Source organism: Rathayibacter sp. PhB186 (genome assembly GCF_003751825.1).
GTDB lineage: Bacteria > Actinomycetota > Actinomycetes > Actinomycetales > Microbacteriaceae > Rathayibacter > Rathayibacter festucae.
Genome location: NZ_RJKO01000001.1, coordinates 982,391 through 1,000,371 on the forward strand (window position 1 = coordinate 982,391; position 17,981 = coordinate 1,000,371).

Consider the following 17,981-nt stretch of genomic DNA (forward strand, 5'->3'; position numbering starts at 1 on the left):
AGCGTTGCATCTTCGGGCCCTCCTATCCGACGTAGCCGGTTGTCCAGACCTGACCGGTCGCGAGTTTCTTGATCTGGACCTCGCACGGCCCCTGTCCGCCGACGGCGAAGACGTAGGTGTAGGTGTTCGTCGCCGTTGCGGTTAACGCACCTTCGCTGCCGAACCATTTCCCGTTGCTGCAGGCGAGGTTGAAATCCATCACCTCCGAAGGCCCGGAATTCTTGATGTATTTCGCTTGATACCCCCGCGGGTCGGTATTCACGAATACGAGATTGTCTTTTGCTGTCGTCGGATATCCCGGCGACCCCGCCTCTGCGGCAGGGGCGCACCCGATGGCGCATGCGCAGATGCAATCGATCGCGAGTATCGTCTTTGAGACTTTATTCATGATTGGCTCCGTGTCTTCTCTCGAGTGAGAGCTCGGTCGTCGGCGGACGTAACTCTCTTCTTCCGTGGCTCCGTTTGTTGCACTGGGGCGTCAACCGGTGGTCGTGCTCTCCTCGCAACGGGTCATCGCCTGTGCCGGCTTGTAGTGACCAATGCCAAGGCAGGGTTGTATGCCGGCGTTGTGCAAGTCAGGCGGTGACCTTGCTCGACGCCGATCACCGTCGACGAGGAGAGCGGCCGGGTTTCGGAACACAAAGCACAAGAATCGCGGCGCCGTTTTGCTCAGGCTCGGAATGCCGAAAACAGCCTGATCTGTCGAAGTCATGCGCCTCTCCCGGTTCAGTCATCAGATGACTCGGATTGCGGCGGTCTGATCAGGGTGGCAAAGGGCGCGATTGGGGTCAATGAAGTAATTGCGCCATTCGGGCGCAGAGCCGCCAAAGAGGAATGAGATGCGCCAATTAGCGCGGAAATTGACCCTTGGTTCTCGGGTTCGACGGTCCGGCGCCCTGTCTCGTGGCGGGAGACATCGCTGGCGCTGGCGTGTACTCCCCGCGGTGACTCGTGTCAGCCGCTCCTCGAGGTACGCCACCAGGTCTTCCAACGGCGGCGTCGGCGGTGGTCAGAGGTCCGCGCCACCCCCGTGATCGCTGCTCGCGGAGGCGCTCCGATGGCGAGATCTTCCTTGATCTCGCGGCTCGAACGCGCCGTGATGCTGCCGAAGGTACGGGCTGTCTCGAGGCGCTGTTCGAAAGCCTCATCGAGTGCGCTCAGTGCACGTAATTCAGCGCAGCGCCTCGCCGTGGAACTCGGCGCGGTATTCCGAAGGGCTGGTGCCGTTGATGGCGCGGAACTGGCGGGAGAAGTAGAAGGCGTCGGAGTAGCCGACGGCGCGGGCGATGTCGGCGATCGAGGCGTCGGTGGTGATCAGGAGCTCGCGGGCGCGGGCGCTGCGCAGGCGCTTGACGTACTCGACGGCGCTCATGCCGGCGGCCTTCTTGAAGAGGGCGGAGAAGTGCGACGTGCTCATTCCGGCGAGGGTCGCGAGCTCGGTGATGCTGGTGGGGGAGTCGAGGTGCTCGCGGAGGTGGTCCTGGGCCATGCGGATCCGGTCGCCCGACTCGAGGGTGCCGCGAGTGCGGTCGGAGGCGAGCTGGGCCAGGAGGTTCCAGGCGGCGCCGCTCGCGGCGTAGAGGCTCGAATCGGTCTCGTCGCGCTCGAGGGCGGCGACGGCGTGCTCGATGAGGGTCTTCGCCGAGAAGGCGTCGCGCGCGGTGACGACGGGGGACGTCCGCTCGTGGACGACCGCCGAGATGAGGGCGGCGGCATCGGCGCCGGCGACGTGCAGCCACCAGATCGTCCACGGGTCGGCGAAGTCGGCCCAGTACCGGTGCGGGGTGCCCGCGGCGATGACGGCGACCTCGCCTGGGTCGACGCGGACGGTCGAGTCCGCGATCGAGACCCAGCCCCGGCCGGCGGTGCAGAGGATCACCACGGCCTCCCGCGTGCCCTCGGGGCGGCTGCGGCCGTGAGCGGCGGCGTGCGGGAAGTGTCCAGCATCCGTCACCAGCAGACGCTCGGTGATCGGGGCAGCGAGCGCCTCGCCCACCCGCGGTTTCGGGAGGACATGCAGGCGCTGGCCGAGGAAGCCGTCGGGGATCAGCATGCCGACGAGTGTAGGTCAGAGCAGAGAATCGTCCAGCTAATGGCGTCCAACGCTTCATTGGTCGGCGCTTGGCGCGTGCCTAGGCTGGCGCCATGCTCACAGCGGAGTACCCCTCGTCCCCCTACCAGCCGGTGCCGCTCGCGGACCACCTCCCCGAGCGCCTCACCATCACCCTCTGGGACTTCTCCTGGTACGTCCGCACCGGACCGGGCGAGCCGTTCGAGGACCTCGACGCGGCCTTCGCCGGCGCGGTCGAGCGGGGGTACAACACGATCCGGATCTGCGCGATGCCGTTCCTCCTGTTCGGGTCCGGTCTCGACACCCGGGAGCTCCGGCTCGGGCCGCTCGGCGGCTCCTACGCGCAGCGGGTGCGCTGGTACGACGTCGCCGAGCCGACCGTGATCGACGCCCGCGCCCACCTCCTCGCGCTGTTCGCAGCGGCGAAGCGGCACGGGGTGTTCGTCATCGTCTCGTCCTGGGAGTACCAGCAGTCCTCCTCCTTCGCGCTCGAGCGCGACTGGTTCGACGCGCTGATGGCGGTGGCGCCGGACGACCGCGCCGAGCGGCTCGCGGAGGCGCAGGCGGCGCTCGTCGACTTCCTCGCGGAGCACGACCTCGACGACCGGATCGCCTTCGTCGAGCTGCACAACGAGGTGCAGGCGGGGCACCTGACGGAGGGGCTCGACTACGACCGCGCCGACCTCGACGCGGCGACGCTCGCCCTCACCCCGCGGCTCACCCGCGGCATCGACCGGTTCCACGAGCTGACCGACGGCGTCCCGTGCTCGGTCAACTACGCGCACGTGCCCGTCGGTGGGATGCGCGGGATCCCGTGGAACTCGGACGTGCTCGTCCTGCACCCCTACATCTACGGCGTGCTGAACGAGTTCATCGCCGCCTTCGCGCTGCGCAGCCCGATCGAGGAGTTCGAGCAGGATCTCGCCGCCGAGGCCTTCCTGCTCGAGGGCGCCCCGCCCATCGCCGAGTGGACGCTCCCGGCCGAGGACCAGTGGAAGCTGACCGCGACGATCGTCGGCAAGGGCGAGATCTACGCGCACGACTGGGGCGACGCCGAGCGGATCGACCGCTGGCTGTACGAGCGCTACGGGGCGCACCACCTCGAGATGCGCTCGACGCTGAAGATCTGGATCGCCGTCGCCGCCGACCACGCCGCCCTGCGCGGGGTGCCGCTCGTCTTCGGCGAGGGCTGGGTCGGCTACACACCGCTCGAGGGCCGCTTCGAGGAGGGGCCGATCGGCGCCGAGTACTGCCGGCTCGCGATGCGCGAGTCGCGACGGATCGGCGCCCGGGGATCGATCGTCTGCTCGAACGGCGCTCCCCAGCACCCGATGTGGGACGACGTCGCCCTGCAGCGCGAGTGCAACGAGATCTTCGCCGCGCCCGCGTAGGCGGACCGGCGACGGCACCACCGGCACGACCGCACGACCAGCACGACGGCACGACCGTACGACGGCACGACAGAAAAGGACCGGCACCACAGCACAGCACGGCCCCCCGGCATCACGGAGTCAAGGAGGACACCATGACCAACGAACAGCGATTCCCGAACCTCACCCGACGAGGCTTCCTCTACGGCGCGACCGCGCTCGGCAGCACCGCGCTCCTCACCGGCTGCATGGGCGGCGGCGGGGGTGGCGGCGGCGCGGGCGGCGGCGGGATCGTCCTGCAGTCCTCCCTCTCCGACCCGGCCCCGAAGGCGGCCCTCGAGGCGCTCGTGAAGAGCTACTCGAGCGGCTCCGTCACCCTGAACACCGTGGCGATCGAGCAGTTCCGCGCGCAGCTCTCCACCTACCTGACCTCGGGCAACCCGCCGGACGTGCTCACCTGGTACGCCGGCTCCGTCGCCCGCGACTACGCCGCGCAGGACCTGCTGCTCGACCTCTCCGACCTCTGGACCGGCGACGGCGCCGCGGCCGGCTACTCCGCCGCGCTCAAGGACCTCTCGACCGACGCGAGCGGCAAGCAGATCTTCCTGCCGACGAACTACTACTGGTGGGGCGTCTTCTACCGCAAGTCGGCCTTCGAGGAGTGGGGCGTGGAGGTGCCCACCACCTGGGACGAGTTCATGGCCCTCTGCGAGACGCTGCAGGGCCAGGGGATCGTGCCGCTCTCCAACGGCATCGGCTCGACGCCGTGGATGGCGTCCGGCTGGTTCGACATCCTCAACCTCCGCGTGAACGGCGCGGATTACCACAAGGAGCTCCTGGCCGGGAAGTCGTCGTTCGACTCCACCGAGGTGAAGAACGTCATGAAGTACTACGCCGACATCGTGCCGTTCATGGATCCGAACGCCCCCTCGTACGCCTGGCAGGACGCGGTCACGCCGCTGGTGCAGAAGAAGAACGCGATGTACCTCGTCGGCGCGTTCATCAGCCAGAACATGCCGGAGGGCGAGGGCGACGACCTCGACTTCTTCTCCGTCCCGGTGATCGACGCGAGCATCCCGAGCGCGGAGGAGGCGCCGACCGACGGCTACTTCGCCAGCGCGAAGACCAAGGACGCGGACGCCACCAAGGCCTTCCTCTCCTACCTCGCGGGGGCCGAGAGCCAGTCCGCCTACATCTCGGCCTCGCAGTCGTCGAACCTGCCGACCTCGCCCGACGTCGACACCTCGGTGTTCTCGCCGCTGGTGCAGAAGGGCGTCGCGCTGCTGGCCGGCACCGAGCAGATCACCCAGTTCTTCAACCGCGACTCCTCCGACGACCTGCAGACCACGGCCGACGCGGCGCTCACCAAGTTCATCGCCCAGCCCGGCGAGGTCGACAGCATCCTGAAGGAGTGGCAGACGGCGGCCGACAAGGTCTTCAACCCGTGACCGGGACGACCAGGGCGGCCGCCGTGGAGCGGCCGCCCGCCCCTTCGCCGGGGACGCCGCCGGAGCCGTCGGCCCGCCCGCTGGTCCGCTCGGGGAAGGGGCGCCGGATCACCCGGGTGCCCGCGGTGGTCTGGCTCTTCCTGCTCATCCCCCTCGCGGTCGAGCTGGCCTGGGTCTTCTGGCCGGCGATCAACTCCTTCTACCTCTCGCTCACCCGGTGGAACGGGATCGGCGAGCCGGAGTTCATCGGCCTCGACAACTTCGTCGACCTCGGCTCCGATCCGATCTTCGCGACCGCGCTGGTCAACAACGTCATCTGGGTGGTCGGCTTCGGCGGGCTCTCCGTGGCGATCGGGCTGGCGCTCGCCGTCGCGCTGAACAAGCCGCGGCGCGGGGTCGGGATCTACCGCAGCGCGATCTACCTGCCGATGGTCTTCTCGCTCGCGGTGACCGGCCTCTTCTGGCGGGTGATCTACCAGCCGGACGGCGTCGTCAACAGCTTCCTCGGCGGGATCGGCCTGGGCGACCTCGAGCGGCAGTGGCTCGCGGACCCGACCCTCGCGCTCTACGCGGTGCTGGTCGCCGCGGTCTGGCGGCAGTGCGGCTACATCATGGTGCTCTACCTGGCCGGGCTGAAGGGCGTGGACCCGAGTCTCGAGGAGGCCGCCCAGGTCGACGGCGCCTCGCGGACGCAGCGCTTCTGGCGGATCGTGATGCCGCAGCTGAAGGGCGTGAACGGCGTGGTCTTCGCGGTCACCGTGATCGACTCGCTGCGCACCTTCGACATCGTCTGGGCGATGACCCGCGGCGGTCCGTACAACTCGACGCAGCTGCTCTCGACCTACATGTTCCAGGAGAGCTTCACCGTGCTGAACCTCGGCTACGGCTCGGCGATCGCGGTCGTCATCTTCCTGCTCGCGATCGTCTTCATCATCAGCTACCTCGTGCGCGCCACGAAGGAGGAGGACTGAGATGGCCGTCATCGCTCCGGTCGCGCCCGGTCTCGCCGCGCCGACGCTCCCTCGCCGCCGGGTGAAGGGCTCGTGGATCTTCCACGCGATCATGGCGCCGGTCGCGCTGCTCTGGGTGCTGCCGATGCTGTTCGTGCTCTTCGTGGCCGTCCGCAGCTTCGACGACATCACCGGCAACGGGCTCGGCGCCCTGCCGGCGAGCTTCAGCTTCGACGGCTTCGTCACGGTGTTCACGGCCGGGCTGGTCGGCGAGGCGCTGGTGAACAGCCTGATCGTCACGGTCTTCACCGTGTTCCTCTCGCTGCTGCTCGCCTCCTGGGCGGCGTTCGCGCTCAGCCGGTTCCACATCCCGTTCCGCCGGGGGATCCTGCTGCTGATGCTGGCCGGCAACCTGCTGCCCCCGCAGATCCTGCTGATCCCGGTCTCGCGGATCACCGAGAGCCTCGGCATCTACGACACGCTCTTCGCGCTGATCGTGGTGCAGGTCGGCTTCGGGCTCGGCTTCTACACCTTCGTGCTGCACGGCTTCATGCGGTCGATCCCGGCCGAGATCTTCGAGGCGGCGCAGGTCGACGGCGCGGGGGTCCTCCGCACCTACTGGCGGATCCTGCTGCCGCTGTGCCGGCCGTCGCTCGCGGCGCTCGGCGCCCTCGCGACGACCTGGATCTGGAACGACTTGATCTGGGCGGTCACCGTGCTGCGGACGGAGACGAACTTCCCGATCACGGCGGCACTGCTCAACATCCAGGGCGGCTACGTGAGCCAGTGGAACGTGGTCGCCTCGGGGGCGGTGGTCGCGGCGATCCCGACCGCGATCGTGTTCTTCGCGTTCCAGAAGCAGTTCGTCTCGGGGCTGATGGTGGGCTCGAGCAAGTAGACGCAGGGCACGAGGAGAGGGCCGGCTGTTCGCAGCCGGCCCTCTCCTCATGTGCGCGGTGTGCGCGGCGCGTGACGCCCCCGCTCCGCTCAGTCGCGGTGGAAGAGCAGCAGTGCGGGCAGGCTCGTGGCGAAGTAGTCGGTGGAGCCGTCCTCGAGCGTCGCCTGCGGGGCGTCGAAGCGGGGACGTGCCTCGCCGAGCGTCGACGGCGGCGTCGCCGGCTCGAGGCCGAGCGCGGCGCGGGCGGCGTCCCAGGCCGCGAGGGTGCGTCCCTCGCCGCCCTCCCACGGCTGGAAGCGGCGCGACTCGAGGAGCGACAGCGCCTCCTGCGCGCGGCCCGCGGCGATCAGCAGACCGGCGTACTCGACGGTCAGGTCGTCGCGGGAGAGCGTGAGGTCGTGTTCGTCCTCGAGGCGCTCCAGGCGGTCGGCGGAGTGGCCCAGGCGGTCGGCGAGCTGGTCGAGCTCGTAGAGCAGGCGGGCGTCGCGCGGGGCGAGCTCGCGGGCGCGGAGGTAGTGCGCCCAGGCGGCGGCGTCGTCGGCCTCGTCGTTGTAGGCGGCGAGGCCCGCGTTGCGGTGGGTCACGGCGTCGGCGCCGCCGTCCGCGATCGCGCGGCGCCAGTGCTCGGCGGCCTCGGCTCGGCGGCCGGCGTCGTAGAGGAGCATCCCGAGCAGCGACCGCGCGGTGCTGTCGGCGGGATCCGCCGCGACCGCGGCGGTCAGCGCGTCGTGCGCGTCGAGGCCGGCGGGGAAGGCGCGGGTGAGATCGAGCGCGCGGGTGTCGACGGTCTCGCCGAGCCGGGCCAGGAGGTACGCGGCGATCGGCGCGGCGTTGCCCGCTCCCGAGGTGCCGGCGTTCCCGCCGGCGACGGCGCGGAGCAGTCGGCGGGCCTCGCCGGTCTCACCGAACGAGGCGAGGTCGAGCGCGACGTCGATGCTCTCGTGCGCGTCGGCGGGGTCGGTGCCGGTGAGGGTGCGGGCGAGCTGGTCGAGCGGATCCAGGCGCAGGGTCTCGTGGAGGGACCGCTCGGCTTCGCCGACGCGGCCGAGCGCGCGGAGGCAGACCGCGCGCAGGGCACGGGCGCGGAGGTCGTCGGTGTCGAGGCGGAGGGAGGTGGCGAGGTCCTCCAGCGCCGCGGCGTGGTCGCCGGCGGCAGCGGAGAGTCTCGCGCTCTCGAACAGGGCGGCGTGCGCCCACTTCCCGTCCCAGGCGGCCTTGCCGAACGCGGCGGCGGCCTCGGTCGTGCGGCCGAGGCGGCACAGGATCAGCCCGCGCAGATAGAAGGCCTCGGTGTCGGCGGGGTTGCCGTTGCGGGCGGTGAGCCGCCGGATCGCGGCGTCGGCGTGCGCGAGGGCGTCGGCGTACTCGCCGCGGCGGTAGGCGTGGTCGGCGAGAGCGAGGTGCACGCGGGCGTCGCCGGGATCGCGGCGCAGCGCCTCCTCCCAGTAGGGCAGCGGCGAGCGGGTGGGGTGCCGGTACTGCGCGAGGTGGACGCCGACGAGGTACAGCTCGTCGACCGACGCGGTCTCGGCGGGCGGCAGCGGCTCCGTCGCGACCTCGGGCTCGGTGTCGTCGAACTCCGTCGGCACCTCGTAGGCGAGGACGGTCGAGCCCTGGGCGACGACGGTGACGCCGAGTCCCTCCGGGCCGGTGCGGGTGGTCGGCAGGTCGGCGAGCAGCGGCTGCCCGGGCTCGAGGTCGACGGTCCACTCGTGCAGGACGGCGCCGTCGGCCCGCAGGGTCACGGTCACGGCGGGGATGCGGCGCGTCGTCGCGACGCCCACGCGGAGGATCCCGGCCTCGACGTCGAGGTGCACCGCCGCGTCGCGGGTCGCCTGGTGCGCCACTCCGATGCCGCTGATCGGATACCAGTACTGCGAGAAGGTCTTGGTCTCGCCGGGCATCAGCCAGGAGAAGTCGGGCTGGTTGTCGGTGTAGACGCCGGCCATCAGCTCGACGTAGGGGCCGTCCGCGTCGGTGAGCTGCGCGTCCCAGGCGTGGCCGAACGGGGCGTCGCCCCAGGTCCACTGCTTCTTGCCGGGGGCGAAGCGGCGGTCGGCCCAGTGCACGAAGCCCGCTCCGGCGCGGTGGTCGTAGCCGCCGAAGAAGGAGTCGTCGGTGCGGACGACCATGTAGGAGGTGGGGACCGGGATGTTGCGGTACCAGTCGATCCGGTCGGCGGGCGGGCCGTCCGGCGTCGGTCCGTCGCCGCGCTCGGCCGCGAGGGCGGGGTAGTCGACGCCGTAGTAGGGGCGGTCGGCCGCCGGGAAGGCGGTGATCGCGCGGCGGGCGTGGTCGGCGACGTAGCGGACGTCGCGCGGGAAGAAGGACTGGTAGTCGTCGTGCACCTGTGCCGCGACGTTCGCCCACCAGAGGAAGGTGTGCCGCTCGCTGGTGCGGTTGTGCAGGCGCACGTCGAGCTCGACGAGGCTGGACCCGGGGCGCAGGCGCACGCCGTGCAGGCCCTTCATCCGGCTGAACGGGTCGTGGTCGCTGCACCAGACGACGACCGAGCCGTCGTCGGCGCGCTCGAGGCTCCAGGCGGTGGGCAGGTAGGTGCCGGGGCGGTGGTGCTGCGGCCAGTTGAACTCGACGCCGCCGCTGATCCACGGACCCGCGAGGCCGACCAGCGCCGGCTTGATGACGGTGTTGCGGTAGAAGAAGTCGTAGCCGGTGGTCTTGTCGTAGCCGGAGTAGATCCGGCCGCCGAGTTCGGGCAGGACGACGACCTGGACGAACTCGTTCTCGAGGACGACGACGCGCCACTCCTGGTCGACGGCCTCGGAGGCGATCCGGTCGATGAAGGGCAGCGGGTACACCCGCCCGCTCGAGCCCTGGTAGACGCGGCGGTCGAGGAACATCGGCAGCTGCACCGGCTCCTCGGGGGTGTAGGTCGGGAGGGTGATCGTCGTCTCCCAGACGGCTGCCGCGCCCTGCGCGAGGAGGTCGGCCGCCGCCGGCGGGGGCGCGATGAGCTGCGAGGCTTCTGCGATGACTGCCATGGGTCGAGGGTAGAGAGCGCGGCGCGCGTGGAGGAATGGGCGATCTGCCGCGTCACCTGGACGATTCGCGGGCGATCGATCCTCTTTCTGACTGCTCCACCAGGTATTCCATGCGGCGGCCTGAACGAACCTGCTCAGTCCGCATCGATTCCCCATCGGAACTCGGCGCGCTCGCCCGGCTCCAGCCAGCGGAGACCCTCGCCCGAGTTCAGGGCGTCGGGCGGGGCGGTCATCGGCTCGATCGCGATCGCGGGCGGGCGCCGGTCGCGGTCGATGTAGAGCTGCAGGCCGGTGAAGGACGCGTCGGCCCAGAGCGCGGTGCGGCCGTGGCCCGGGGCGCTGAGCTCGGCGCGGACCGTGCCGTCGGGGTCGCGATCGAGAGCGGTGAAGCTCGCGTGCCAGGGTGCGTCGCGCTCCGGGACGCCGGCGCGGAGATCGAAGGGCGTGCCCGCGACCGGGCGGCGCTCGCCGGTGGGCAGGTGGCGCTCGTCGAGGACGAGGCGCTCGCGGGCGGGGAGGCGGATCGTCGGCTCCGGCGCCTCGCCGGCGCGGAGATAGGGGTGGACGCCGAGCGCGACCGGGGCGCTCCTGCTCGACTCGTTGACGAGGACGTGGCGGGCGTCGATCCCGGCGGGGCGCAGCCGGTAGCGGACGCTGGTGGCGAGGGTGAAGGGGTAGCCGGGCGGGGAGTCGAGGCGGGCGTGCAGGACGACGCTGTCGGAGGTGCGCTCGCCGACGCGGTAGCGGGTCGTGGCGAGGAGGCCGTGGTTGGCCGAGTGCGTCGCCGGGTCGGTGATCGCGAGCTGCTGGACGGCGCCGTCGAGGAGCCAGCGGCCGTCGCGGACTCGGTTCGGCCAGGGGACGAGCACCGCGCCCGCGGCGCCGGGCGGCTGGTCGCCCGCGTAGGGCTCGACGAGGGCGCGGCCGCGGACCTCGAGGGTCCGGATGCTCGCGGCGACGGGGTTGATCGAGGCGCGGACGGAGCCGTCGGCGCTGACGAGCTCGATGTCCGGCATTCAGACGGCTCCGATCGGGTGCTCGAGAGAGAGCGCGGAGGGCATGCTCGCGAGTGTACGGGCGGCTCGCTCGGAGGGGTGGATCCCGGTGCGCCGGGCCTGCGTCTTTCGCAAGCACGGTGAGAGTCGTCCCGGTCCGCTTTCGGTGAAGAGAGCCTTCGTCCCGCGCACTGTTTCGCGCCAGAGCGGTCGAATCACTTGTCCAAGAGCGCGCATTGCAGTTGCATACCCGTATGGCGTCCGCAATGGAGATGGACGCGCTCATAGATGGAGTGACTGACATGAAGAATTCGACGAAAGCACTTGCGACCGGCGCTCTCGTGGCCGCACTGATGGTCGGAGCGACCGGCACTGCGTACGCCGGGACGCAGGACAGTACGTTCAACGAGACTCTGCCGACCTTCCAGATCCCCGGCTGGACGGACGACCAGCACAAGGAGATCTCGAACCGAGACGGACACGTCAGGGTCGGTTCCGTGGGGAGCGATTACGTAGTGGACGTCGAGATGTGCCAGAGCGTACTGCTGGTCTGCGGAACGAAGAGATTCGGGCTGAACGACAGGAGTACTGCCGACCTGCCGAACGGATTCGCCGCCGGTTCGAAGGTGAGGCTGCAGATGCGGGTGGGCGGCGGCGGCAACGTCGTGAAGGTGCAGGTGCAGGGGACGTGGCGAAGCAATTGATGCTTCGTCACGCTCGTGCTCGTCTCCGAGCACGCGATTCGAGCCCGATCGCGGCAGCTGAAAGAGGGTGGGGATACATATGGTCTTCGTCGATCGCTCCCGTCGAGATCTGACGACGGCGATCAGACGGGAGCTTGTCCGAGGGCGATCTCCGTGGACTCTCTGCGCCGCAGCGGGGATAGTTCTCCTGCCGACTCTGCAAGGAGTCACCGAGACCGCCAACGCGCTTTTCCGAGACGAGGGCGACGTCCTGGTCTCTCTTCTCAATTCGCCCTTGGTCTATGTGTTCCCGTTGCTCGTCGCGCTAGTAGGCTCGCGTTCTCTTGCAGACGATGTCGCGCGAAGATCGTTCGTGAACGAGCGGTACCGGCAGCCTTTCTCGGCGCTGCTGTCGGCGAAGATCGTTGCCGCTGCACTCGCTTCGGCGACGGTGTTCTTCCTGCTCGGAGGAATCGCCACCCTCATCGCAGCGGTCGTCTGGCCACTGATCGGGGATCCGGCGATCGATCCCTCTGGCTACCACCCTCTTGTGCCGTTCGAGCAACGGTTCACTTTCGCCGATCTCAGCGGTGGGAGCGTTCTGGTCTTCGGGCTGCTGATGTCGCTCTGGTTCGCTTTCGCGGCGGCGGTCTACTCGGTGCTCACGTCGGCGAGTCTGGTCCTCGTCCCGAACAGAGCCGTCGCCCTGCTTCTGCCGTTCGCGGCGTATTTTGCGATGACCGTCGTGCTCTCCGTTCTCCACGAGCCGGCGTTGACGCCGCTGTACTCCGTCTTCCCCGCGGGTCTTCAGCAGTCTCCGTGGCTGGTCGCAGCGTCTCCGACGCTCGTCACGGCTGCAGTCGCGGCCGCGCTCTGGCTGTTCATCGTGCGGCGCCCGAGCGAGAGCAGGCACCTCCTGTGACGGGGCAGAGACTCACCGCGCTGGTCTTCCTGGCGCTCACCGGCGCCTATGCCCTGCACTCGCGCGTCTTCGAGGAGACAGCAACCGGTCGATCGCTGGGCGTCTGGGACCTCCTCATGGACCTGGCCGGCAATCCGTACTACCTCGGCTTCGTCGTCGTTCCGCTGTGGCTGGTGCTGTCGGCGCTGCGGGCGACCCGGACTGCCTCGCCCGGAGCGCTGCTCCGCCACGGGTCGCTCCTCCGAGCCTGGGGCGGGACCCTCACGGGCCTGGCGACGCTGTACGCGAAGGCGGCGGCGGCTGCCCTCGCCGTCTGCCTCGTCTGCGGTGCGGGTCTGCAGCCGACGTCGTTCGCGCCTCCGGAGAGCGTCGCCGCCGTCTTCCGAGCGCACGGCTTCGCTCCGGTCGCGGCCTTGATCGCGCAGGTCGGCCTCCTCGGAGCGTCGCTCTGCGCGACGGCCGCTGTCGTGGTGTCCGTCCGCCTGCTCTCCGGCAGGGCTGCCGCTGCCTGGGCGTCGGTCGGCGGGCTCTTCCTCTGGGTCGTCCTCTCGGTGCTCGCTGTCGTTCCGCCGAGTGCGCCCCTCAGCGCGGCCGCTTTCTTCGATGTGGCGGTCGGACTGGAGAGGACCTCCCCTGTCGGGACGGCATTGAGGCCGATGATCGTCCTCCTCGGCGTCGGACTGGTGGTGCGGCTCGCCGCGCGGGCCTCGAGCCGCGCTGACCGGGTCGCCGTGTCCGCTCTCCTGGCCGTCTCGGCGCTGCTCGTCCTCTTCTCCTTCCTTCAGGCGTCCGCCGGCCGGGACCTGCTCGAGGTCGCCGGTCTCCTGGTGCCGAGTCCGCTCGGATCGATCGCGGAGTCGATGCAGTACCTGCTCGTCTTCCTCCCGTTCCTCCTGGTCGGCATGATCGGCCGGGGATCGCCCACTCCTCAGCGCGAGCATCACGAGCTCATCAGAGTCGGGAGTCGGGCGGCCCGGCTGCGGCGCGAGGTCGTCCGGAGCTCGGTCGGCTCGTTCGCGGCGTGGATGGTCGCGGCTCTACTCGTGCTCATCGGCGTCCTCGGCGCGGCGCAGCGAGTCGTCCCGCCCTCGCCGGAGTGGATCGCGGGGGCGGGTGCCGTCGCCGCGGGAGGCGTGTGCGCGGCCCTGTACTCCGGTGTCGGGGTCGTGCTGCGCTGCTCGATCGCGGGCGTCCAGTCGAGGTTCGTCGCCGTCTGCCTCGTCGCCTTCGCCGTCGTCCTGTCCCGCTCGTGCGCCCCGGACAACCCGTTCCTCCTCGGCGGTCTCGCCGACGACGGTCACGGCGATGATCGGGTCCTCCCGCGGATCGCCGTCCTCATGGCGTCCCTGCTCGCCCTGTTGCCGCTGGGAAGCGTCGGCTTCCTCGCCCGCACTGCACGAAGAAAGGTCGTGGTCCGGTGGAGGTGATCACCCTCGCCGAGGTCGGCAAGAGCTTCGGCCGGAAGGAGATCCTCCGGGACGTGTCCCTCCGGATCGAGGACGGGCGGACCTACGGCCTCGTCGGACCGAACGGCGCCGGCAAATCGGTGCTGCTGCTCCTGATGTGCGGTCTGCTGCGACCTTCGAGCGGCACCGTGGCGATCGATCCGGCCTACCTCTCCCGGGGTCGGGACTACCCCGATCGATTCGGCGTCTCGATCAACGGCCCGGGCTACCTGGCCGGCAGGAGCGCTCGCCAGAACCTCGCCGACCTCGCCGCCATCCGCAAGCAGGTGGGCGAGGACCGCATCGACGAGGTCCTCGAGCAGGTCGGTCTCTCGCCGTCGTCGCCGCTGAAGGCGCGGAACTTCTCGCTGGGCATGCTGCAGAAGCTCTCGCTCGCGCAGGCGCTGCTCGAGCACCCCGCGGTCCTCCTGCTCGACGAGCCGTTCAACGCCCTCGACGCGGAATCGGTCGAGCGCCTGCGGGAGATCCTCGTCGCCGAGAAGGCGAATGGCACGACCATCGTGTTCACCAGTCATCGCGACAGCGACATCGAGATGCTCAGCGACGAGGTGCTGAGGGTCGAGGGCGGCCGCGTGACGAACGGGTGACGACCGTCCGATCGGCGAGCAGCGCGGGTCGGCGAGGTCCTTCCGGCCAGGGCGTCCGGATCCGGTCGGCTAGGACCGCAGGATCGCCTCGAGCTCGGCGACGACGAGGTCGGGCCGGGAGAGGAAGGGGTGGTGGCCGGTGGGCAGGTCGATCGAGCGGGTGGCGCGCTCGGCGTGGAGGCGCTGGAGGCCGACCGAGGTGCTGCGGTCCTCGGTGCAGACCAGGTAGGAGGAGTCGACGCCCTGCCAGCCGGCCACGGTGGTCGGGGTGGTGAAGGCGGCGATCGACTGGGTGGTGACCCGTTCCCAGGCGGCGCGCTGGGTGCTCTCGTCGGCGTCCTGGAGGAAGCGGCGGCCGAACGAGGCGGCGTCGTAGCCGGTGACGCCGAGCGTGCCGTCGTCGCCGGGGGCGATCGAGACGGGGTCCGTCTCTCCGGCCATGATGTCGCCCTGCGCCGAGCCGATGTCGGGGAGGTAGGAGGAGACGTACAGGAGGTGGGCGACGGCGGCGTGCGCGCCGGCCTCGGCGATGACGGTGCCGCCGTAGGAGTGGCCGACGACGATCGCTTCGTCGTCCTCGATGTCGTCGAGTGCCGTGCGCAGGGCGGCGGCGTCCTCGACCAGGCCGGCGCCGGCGCGGTCCGCCGCCGACTCGCCGCAGGAGGGCAGGGCGACGGCGCGGCTCGCGACACCGGTGCGCTCGAGGAGGAGTTCGGCGGTGCGGTGCCACCACCAGTCGCCGTCGCGGACCAGGGCGCCGTGCACGAAGAGCAGTTCCATGGCAGGAGTCTGCCCGCGATCCTCCGGCGGCGCCTCCCCGAAGGACCCGAGTCCGCTGACAGCGGACCGCGCGGGCGATCCCGGGTCGGAGCGGGCGCTCTCGGCTACCGGAGGGCGTTCCACCGGGCTTCGCTCAGGAGGGCCCGCCACTATCGAACCTGTTACCCGACGGAAGGTCCCCTGTGAGCACTCTCAAGCGCATCCTCAGCATGGCGTCGAAGGCGCTCGACTCGAAGAGCTCGTCGAGCTCCTCCTCGCGCCCCTCGTCCTCCACCGGCGGCGGGACGGACTGGCGCGACATGGTCCGCTCGGCCGCGAACGCGGTGACGGGCGACTCCCGCGCCGCGTCCTCGAGCACGGCCGCATCGAACCCCTCGGCGCCCCGCACACCCGCCCCCGCCTACGGCTCGCCGCACACCTCGGCCCGGCCGCAGGACGCCCGCCCCGCGGCCGTCGCGCCGGAGGACCGCGCGGCGATCGCGCGCTACGACTACCTCCTCCGCACCGCCGACCCCGAGCAGCTGGAGCAGGTGCACCGCGACGCGTTCGCCAAGCTGACCCCCGCGCAGCGCGCCCAGGTCGAGGGGCGCCTGCGCGACGAGCTGCCCGCGAACGAGCAGCCGCGCTCCTCCGCCCCGGACGACCTGGCCCGGGCGGCGACGCGCGGCGAGGCGCACAACCCCGGGTTCCTGAAGAAGATGTTCTCCAAGCCGGGGACGAAGGGCGCGCTGGCCGGTGCCGGAGTCGGCGCGGTCGCCGGCGTCGGCCTGGGAGCCGCGGGCGGACTGCTCGCGGCGGTCGCGGGCGGCGCGGTGCTCAGCAGCGTCGCCGGCCCGCTGCTCGCCCAGGCGGCGGGCATGGGCGTGGACTTCGAGAACCTGGCCGGCGGGCTCGGCGAGTTCGGCGATCTGGGCGAGTTCGGCGACATCACCGGCGGCGCGGGCGAGTTCGTCTCCGGTGCCGGCGAGCACGTGTCGGGTCTCGGCGAGCAGGTCTCGGACTTCGGCTCGAACTTCGAGATGCCCGATCTCGGCGGGCTCGGGAACCTCTTCGACCGCTGAGTCAGCGGGTGCGGCGCCACACGAGGAGTGCGAGCGCCGTGCCCACCACTCCCAGCAGTGCGAGCGCGGCGCCGGTGATCGCGACGGCGGTGGTCGACCAGTCCGGCGCGGAGTCGACGACGGTGCCGTCGAGCAGCTCCCAGCGGCAGGTGCCGCCGAGCGGCCACCAGGACCAGGAGCCGGCGACGAGCGAGCCCTCCTCGGCGGGGACGCGGCCGACGCCGTTGAGGCAGACGTCGTCGAAGCCCTGCGCGGCGAGGGTCGAGTACTGCAGGGCGACGAGGCCGAGGAGGGCGAGGCCGACGACGAGGGCGCTGAGTGCGGCCAGCAGAGCGACGCGGCGCGGGGTGAGGAAGCGGCGTCTCGCGGGGGCGGGGGTCGGCGCGCTCATCCGTCGATGGTGTCACGCGGCGGCTGAGAGGTGCCGGCCGCGCCGTCTGCAGGTGATCCCGGGGCGGGAGCGCGTCCGCCGCGTGGAGGGCTCCGGAGCGCTCCGATCGCCTGCAGATCGGACCGACGGTGACCGGGCGGAGGTGGTGGCGGCGGGTGGCGAGGGAGGAGGGGGCTCAGAACCGGTGGCCGGCGAGCCGCAGGGTGAGGGCGAGCAGCAGCGCCGCCGCCGCCAGGCCGACCGCGAGGAGGAAGATCCGCGGGTCGTAGCCGGTGACCGCGAGGGGCAGCAGGGCGCCGAGGACGGTGCCGATCTGCACCACCGCCATGTAGGCGCTCGCCCCGGCGCCGGGTCCGCCGCCGCTGGTCCGCTCGAGCAGGAGCAGGCCGATGCTCTGGTAGCCGGCGGCCGCGACCGCGTAGACCGCCTGCGAGACGAGCAGCGCGGGGTAGGACTGCGTGCTCGAGAGGATCGAGAACGCCAGACCCCCCGCCAGCGCGACGACGGCGAGCGTGAGCACGCTGCCGCGGGCCGAGCTGAGCCGGGTCAGCGCGGGCAGCGCGGCGAGCTCCAGGACCGCGGAGGCCAGGAGCACCGGCGGGACGTGCGCGGCGGGGACGCCGGAGGAGACGGCGAAGAGCGGCAGATAGATCGCGCGGAGCGTGTCGACCGACTTCAGCAGTGCGACCAGCGCGAGGGCCGCGACGAAGACGAGGACGAGGCGCGGGCGAGCCGCGGCGGAGGCGACCCGGGCGTCCGGCTCCACCGTGGGGGTCGACGGGCAGCCGGTCGCGCAGACGGTCGTCAGCACGGCCGCGGCGACCGCGGCGAGCAGGGGATCGAGACCCGCCTGCGCGAGCAGGGCGTAGAGGATCAGCCCGAGGATGTACCCGGAGATCAGTACCGCGCGCATCCGGGCGATCGACGACTCCTGAGTGTCACCGCGACCCTGCGCGGCGACGCGGCCGAAGAGCTGGGGCACGAGGGTGCTGACGAACAACATCAGCGCGCCGCCCAGGTAGAGCACGAGGACGTGGCCGCCGCTGGCGCGCACGAGCAGGATTCCGGCCGGGACCGCGAGCGAGGTCGCGAGTAGGGCGGACCGCGGGTAGCCGGCCCGGCGGATCCGGGGGACGAGGAGGGTGTTGTAGCCGATCGCGATCGCGGCGTTCACGACGAAGAAGACCGCGATCTGCACCTTGGCGAGTCCGGCGGCGTTCAGGGCGACGGGCACGCCGACCGCGGTGATGCCGCCGAAGACCGCGTTGCTGAGCAGTGCGCCTACGAGGGGCCGGGGGAGCCGGGGCGCCGCGGCCGCCGTCGTCGGGAGGGCGTCGCTCGTCACTCGCACTCCTCC

16 protein-coding genes are annotated in these 17,981 nt (G+C 71.0%); 9 read left to right on the plus strand and 7 right to left on the minus strand.

All coding sequences use genetic code 11. From position 1 onward, the window contains the following. Positions 1-22: 22 nt before the first annotated feature. Positions 23-388 carry a hypothetical protein gene (locus EDF45_RS20990; RefSeq protein ID WP_148060217.1) on the minus strand — a complete coding sequence of 122 codons (366 nt, stop codon included), beginning with the start codon at positions 386-388 and terminating at the stop codon, positions 23-25. Between the two features lie 783 nt (positions 389-1,171). Then, complete coding sequence (locus tag EDF45_RS04680; protein ID WP_260311796.1) at positions 1,172-2,053, minus strand: AraC family transcriptional regulator; 882 nt, start codon at positions 2,051-2,053, stop codon at positions 1,172-1,174. 92 nt (positions 2,054-2,145) lie between these two features. Here EDF45_RS04680 and EDF45_RS04685 point away from each other — a divergent pair, with 92 nt between their 5' ends. The 4 genes from EDF45_RS04685 to EDF45_RS04700 all read left to right on the plus strand — a co-directional run bounded on the left by EDF45_RS04685 (position 2,146) and on the right by EDF45_RS04700 (position 6,737). Next, positions 2,146-3,462, plus strand: a complete 1,317-nt coding sequence (locus EDF45_RS04685) for a cellulase-like family protein (RefSeq protein WP_123735120.1) — start codon at positions 2,146-2,148, stop codon at positions 3,460-3,462. 134 nt (positions 3,463-3,596) lie between these two features. After that, on the plus strand, positions 3,597-4,889 hold the full coding sequence (locus EDF45_RS04690; RefSeq protein WP_123735121.1) for an ABC transporter substrate-binding protein: 1,293 nt from the start codon (positions 3,597-3,599) through the stop codon (positions 4,887-4,889). Next, positions 4,886-5,860, plus strand: coding sequence for a carbohydrate ABC transporter permease (locus tag EDF45_RS04695; protein ID WP_260311797.1), 975 nt, complete (start codon positions 4,886-4,888; stop codon positions 5,858-5,860). The genes EDF45_RS04690 and EDF45_RS04695 overlap by 4 nt, the downstream gene beginning before the upstream one ends. Before the next feature lies 1 nt (position 5,861). Continuing rightward, positions 5,862-6,737, plus strand: coding sequence for a carbohydrate ABC transporter permease (locus EDF45_RS04700; RefSeq protein WP_185019943.1), 876 nt, complete (start codon positions 5,862-5,864; stop codon positions 6,735-6,737). Between the two features lie 89 nt (positions 6,738-6,826). Here EDF45_RS04700 and EDF45_RS04705 read toward each other — a convergent pair whose 3' ends face one another. Beyond that, the gene (locus tag EDF45_RS04705) at positions 6,827-9,739 is read right to left on the minus strand and encodes a DUF5107 domain-containing protein (protein WP_185020084.1); all 2,913 of its coding nucleotides are present in this window, start codon (positions 9,737-9,739) and stop codon (positions 6,827-6,829) included. Positions 9,740-9,873: 134 nt separating this feature from the next. Continuing rightward, a complete protein-coding gene (locus EDF45_RS04710) occupies positions 9,874-10,755 on the minus strand; it encodes an aldose 1-epimerase family protein (protein ID WP_123735124.1) in 882 nt (293 codons plus the stop codon). A 233-nt stretch (positions 10,756-10,988) separates the two neighbouring features. On the opposite strand from EDF45_RS04710, the gene EDF45_RS04715 reads away from it, so the two are divergent. The 4 genes from EDF45_RS04715 to EDF45_RS04730 all read left to right on the plus strand — a co-directional run bounded on the left by EDF45_RS04715 (position 10,989) and on the right by EDF45_RS04730 (position 14,392). Further along, positions 10,989-11,438 carry a hypothetical protein gene (locus EDF45_RS04715; protein WP_123735125.1) on the plus strand — a complete coding sequence of 150 codons (450 nt, stop codon included), beginning with the start codon at positions 10,989-10,991 and terminating at the stop codon, positions 11,436-11,438. A 79-nt stretch (positions 11,439-11,517) separates the two neighbouring features. Further along, positions 11,518-12,339: a hypothetical protein gene (locus EDF45_RS04720; RefSeq protein WP_148060218.1), complete on the plus strand. Its 822-nt coding sequence runs from the start codon at positions 11,518-11,520 to the stop codon at positions 12,337-12,339. Continuing rightward, positions 12,336-13,766 carry a hypothetical protein gene (locus EDF45_RS04725; protein ID WP_123735127.1) on the plus strand — a complete coding sequence of 477 codons (1,431 nt, stop codon included), beginning with the start codon at positions 12,336-12,338 and terminating at the stop codon, positions 13,764-13,766. Before EDF45_RS04720 ends, EDF45_RS04725 begins: the two co-directional genes overlap by 4 nt. Next, positions 13,757-14,392, plus strand: a complete 636-nt coding sequence (locus tag EDF45_RS04730) for an ATP-binding cassette domain-containing protein (RefSeq protein WP_123735128.1) — start codon at positions 13,757-13,759, stop codon at positions 14,390-14,392. The genes EDF45_RS04725 and EDF45_RS04730 overlap by 10 nt, the downstream gene beginning before the upstream one ends. Positions 14,393-14,461: 69 nt before the next feature. Here the strand turns inward: EDF45_RS04730 and EDF45_RS04735 are convergent, their stop codons facing one another. Beyond that, positions 14,462-15,172 (minus strand): alpha/beta hydrolase, encoded by a 711-nt coding sequence (locus EDF45_RS04735; protein ID WP_123735129.1) that lies wholly within the window; start codon positions 15,170-15,172, stop codon positions 14,462-14,464. 182 nt (positions 15,173-15,354) lie between these two features. On the opposite strand from EDF45_RS04735, the gene EDF45_RS04740 reads away from it, so the two are divergent. Next, positions 15,355-16,233 (plus strand): cation-transporting ATPase, encoded by an 879-nt coding sequence (locus EDF45_RS04740; RefSeq protein ID WP_123735130.1) that lies wholly within the window; start codon positions 15,355-15,357, stop codon positions 16,231-16,233. Between the two features lies 1 nt (position 16,234). On the opposite strand, the gene EDF45_RS04745 is transcribed toward EDF45_RS04740, so the two are convergent. Further along, on the minus strand, positions 16,235-16,624 hold the full coding sequence (locus EDF45_RS04745; RefSeq protein WP_123735131.1) for a hypothetical protein: 390 nt from the start codon (positions 16,622-16,624) through the stop codon (positions 16,235-16,237). Between the two features lie 175 nt (positions 16,625-16,799). Further along, a complete protein-coding gene (locus EDF45_RS04750; protein WP_123735132.1) occupies positions 16,800-17,969 on the minus strand; it encodes a hypothetical protein in 1,170 nt (389 codons plus the stop codon). Between the last annotated feature and the right edge of the window lie 12 nt (positions 17,970-17,981).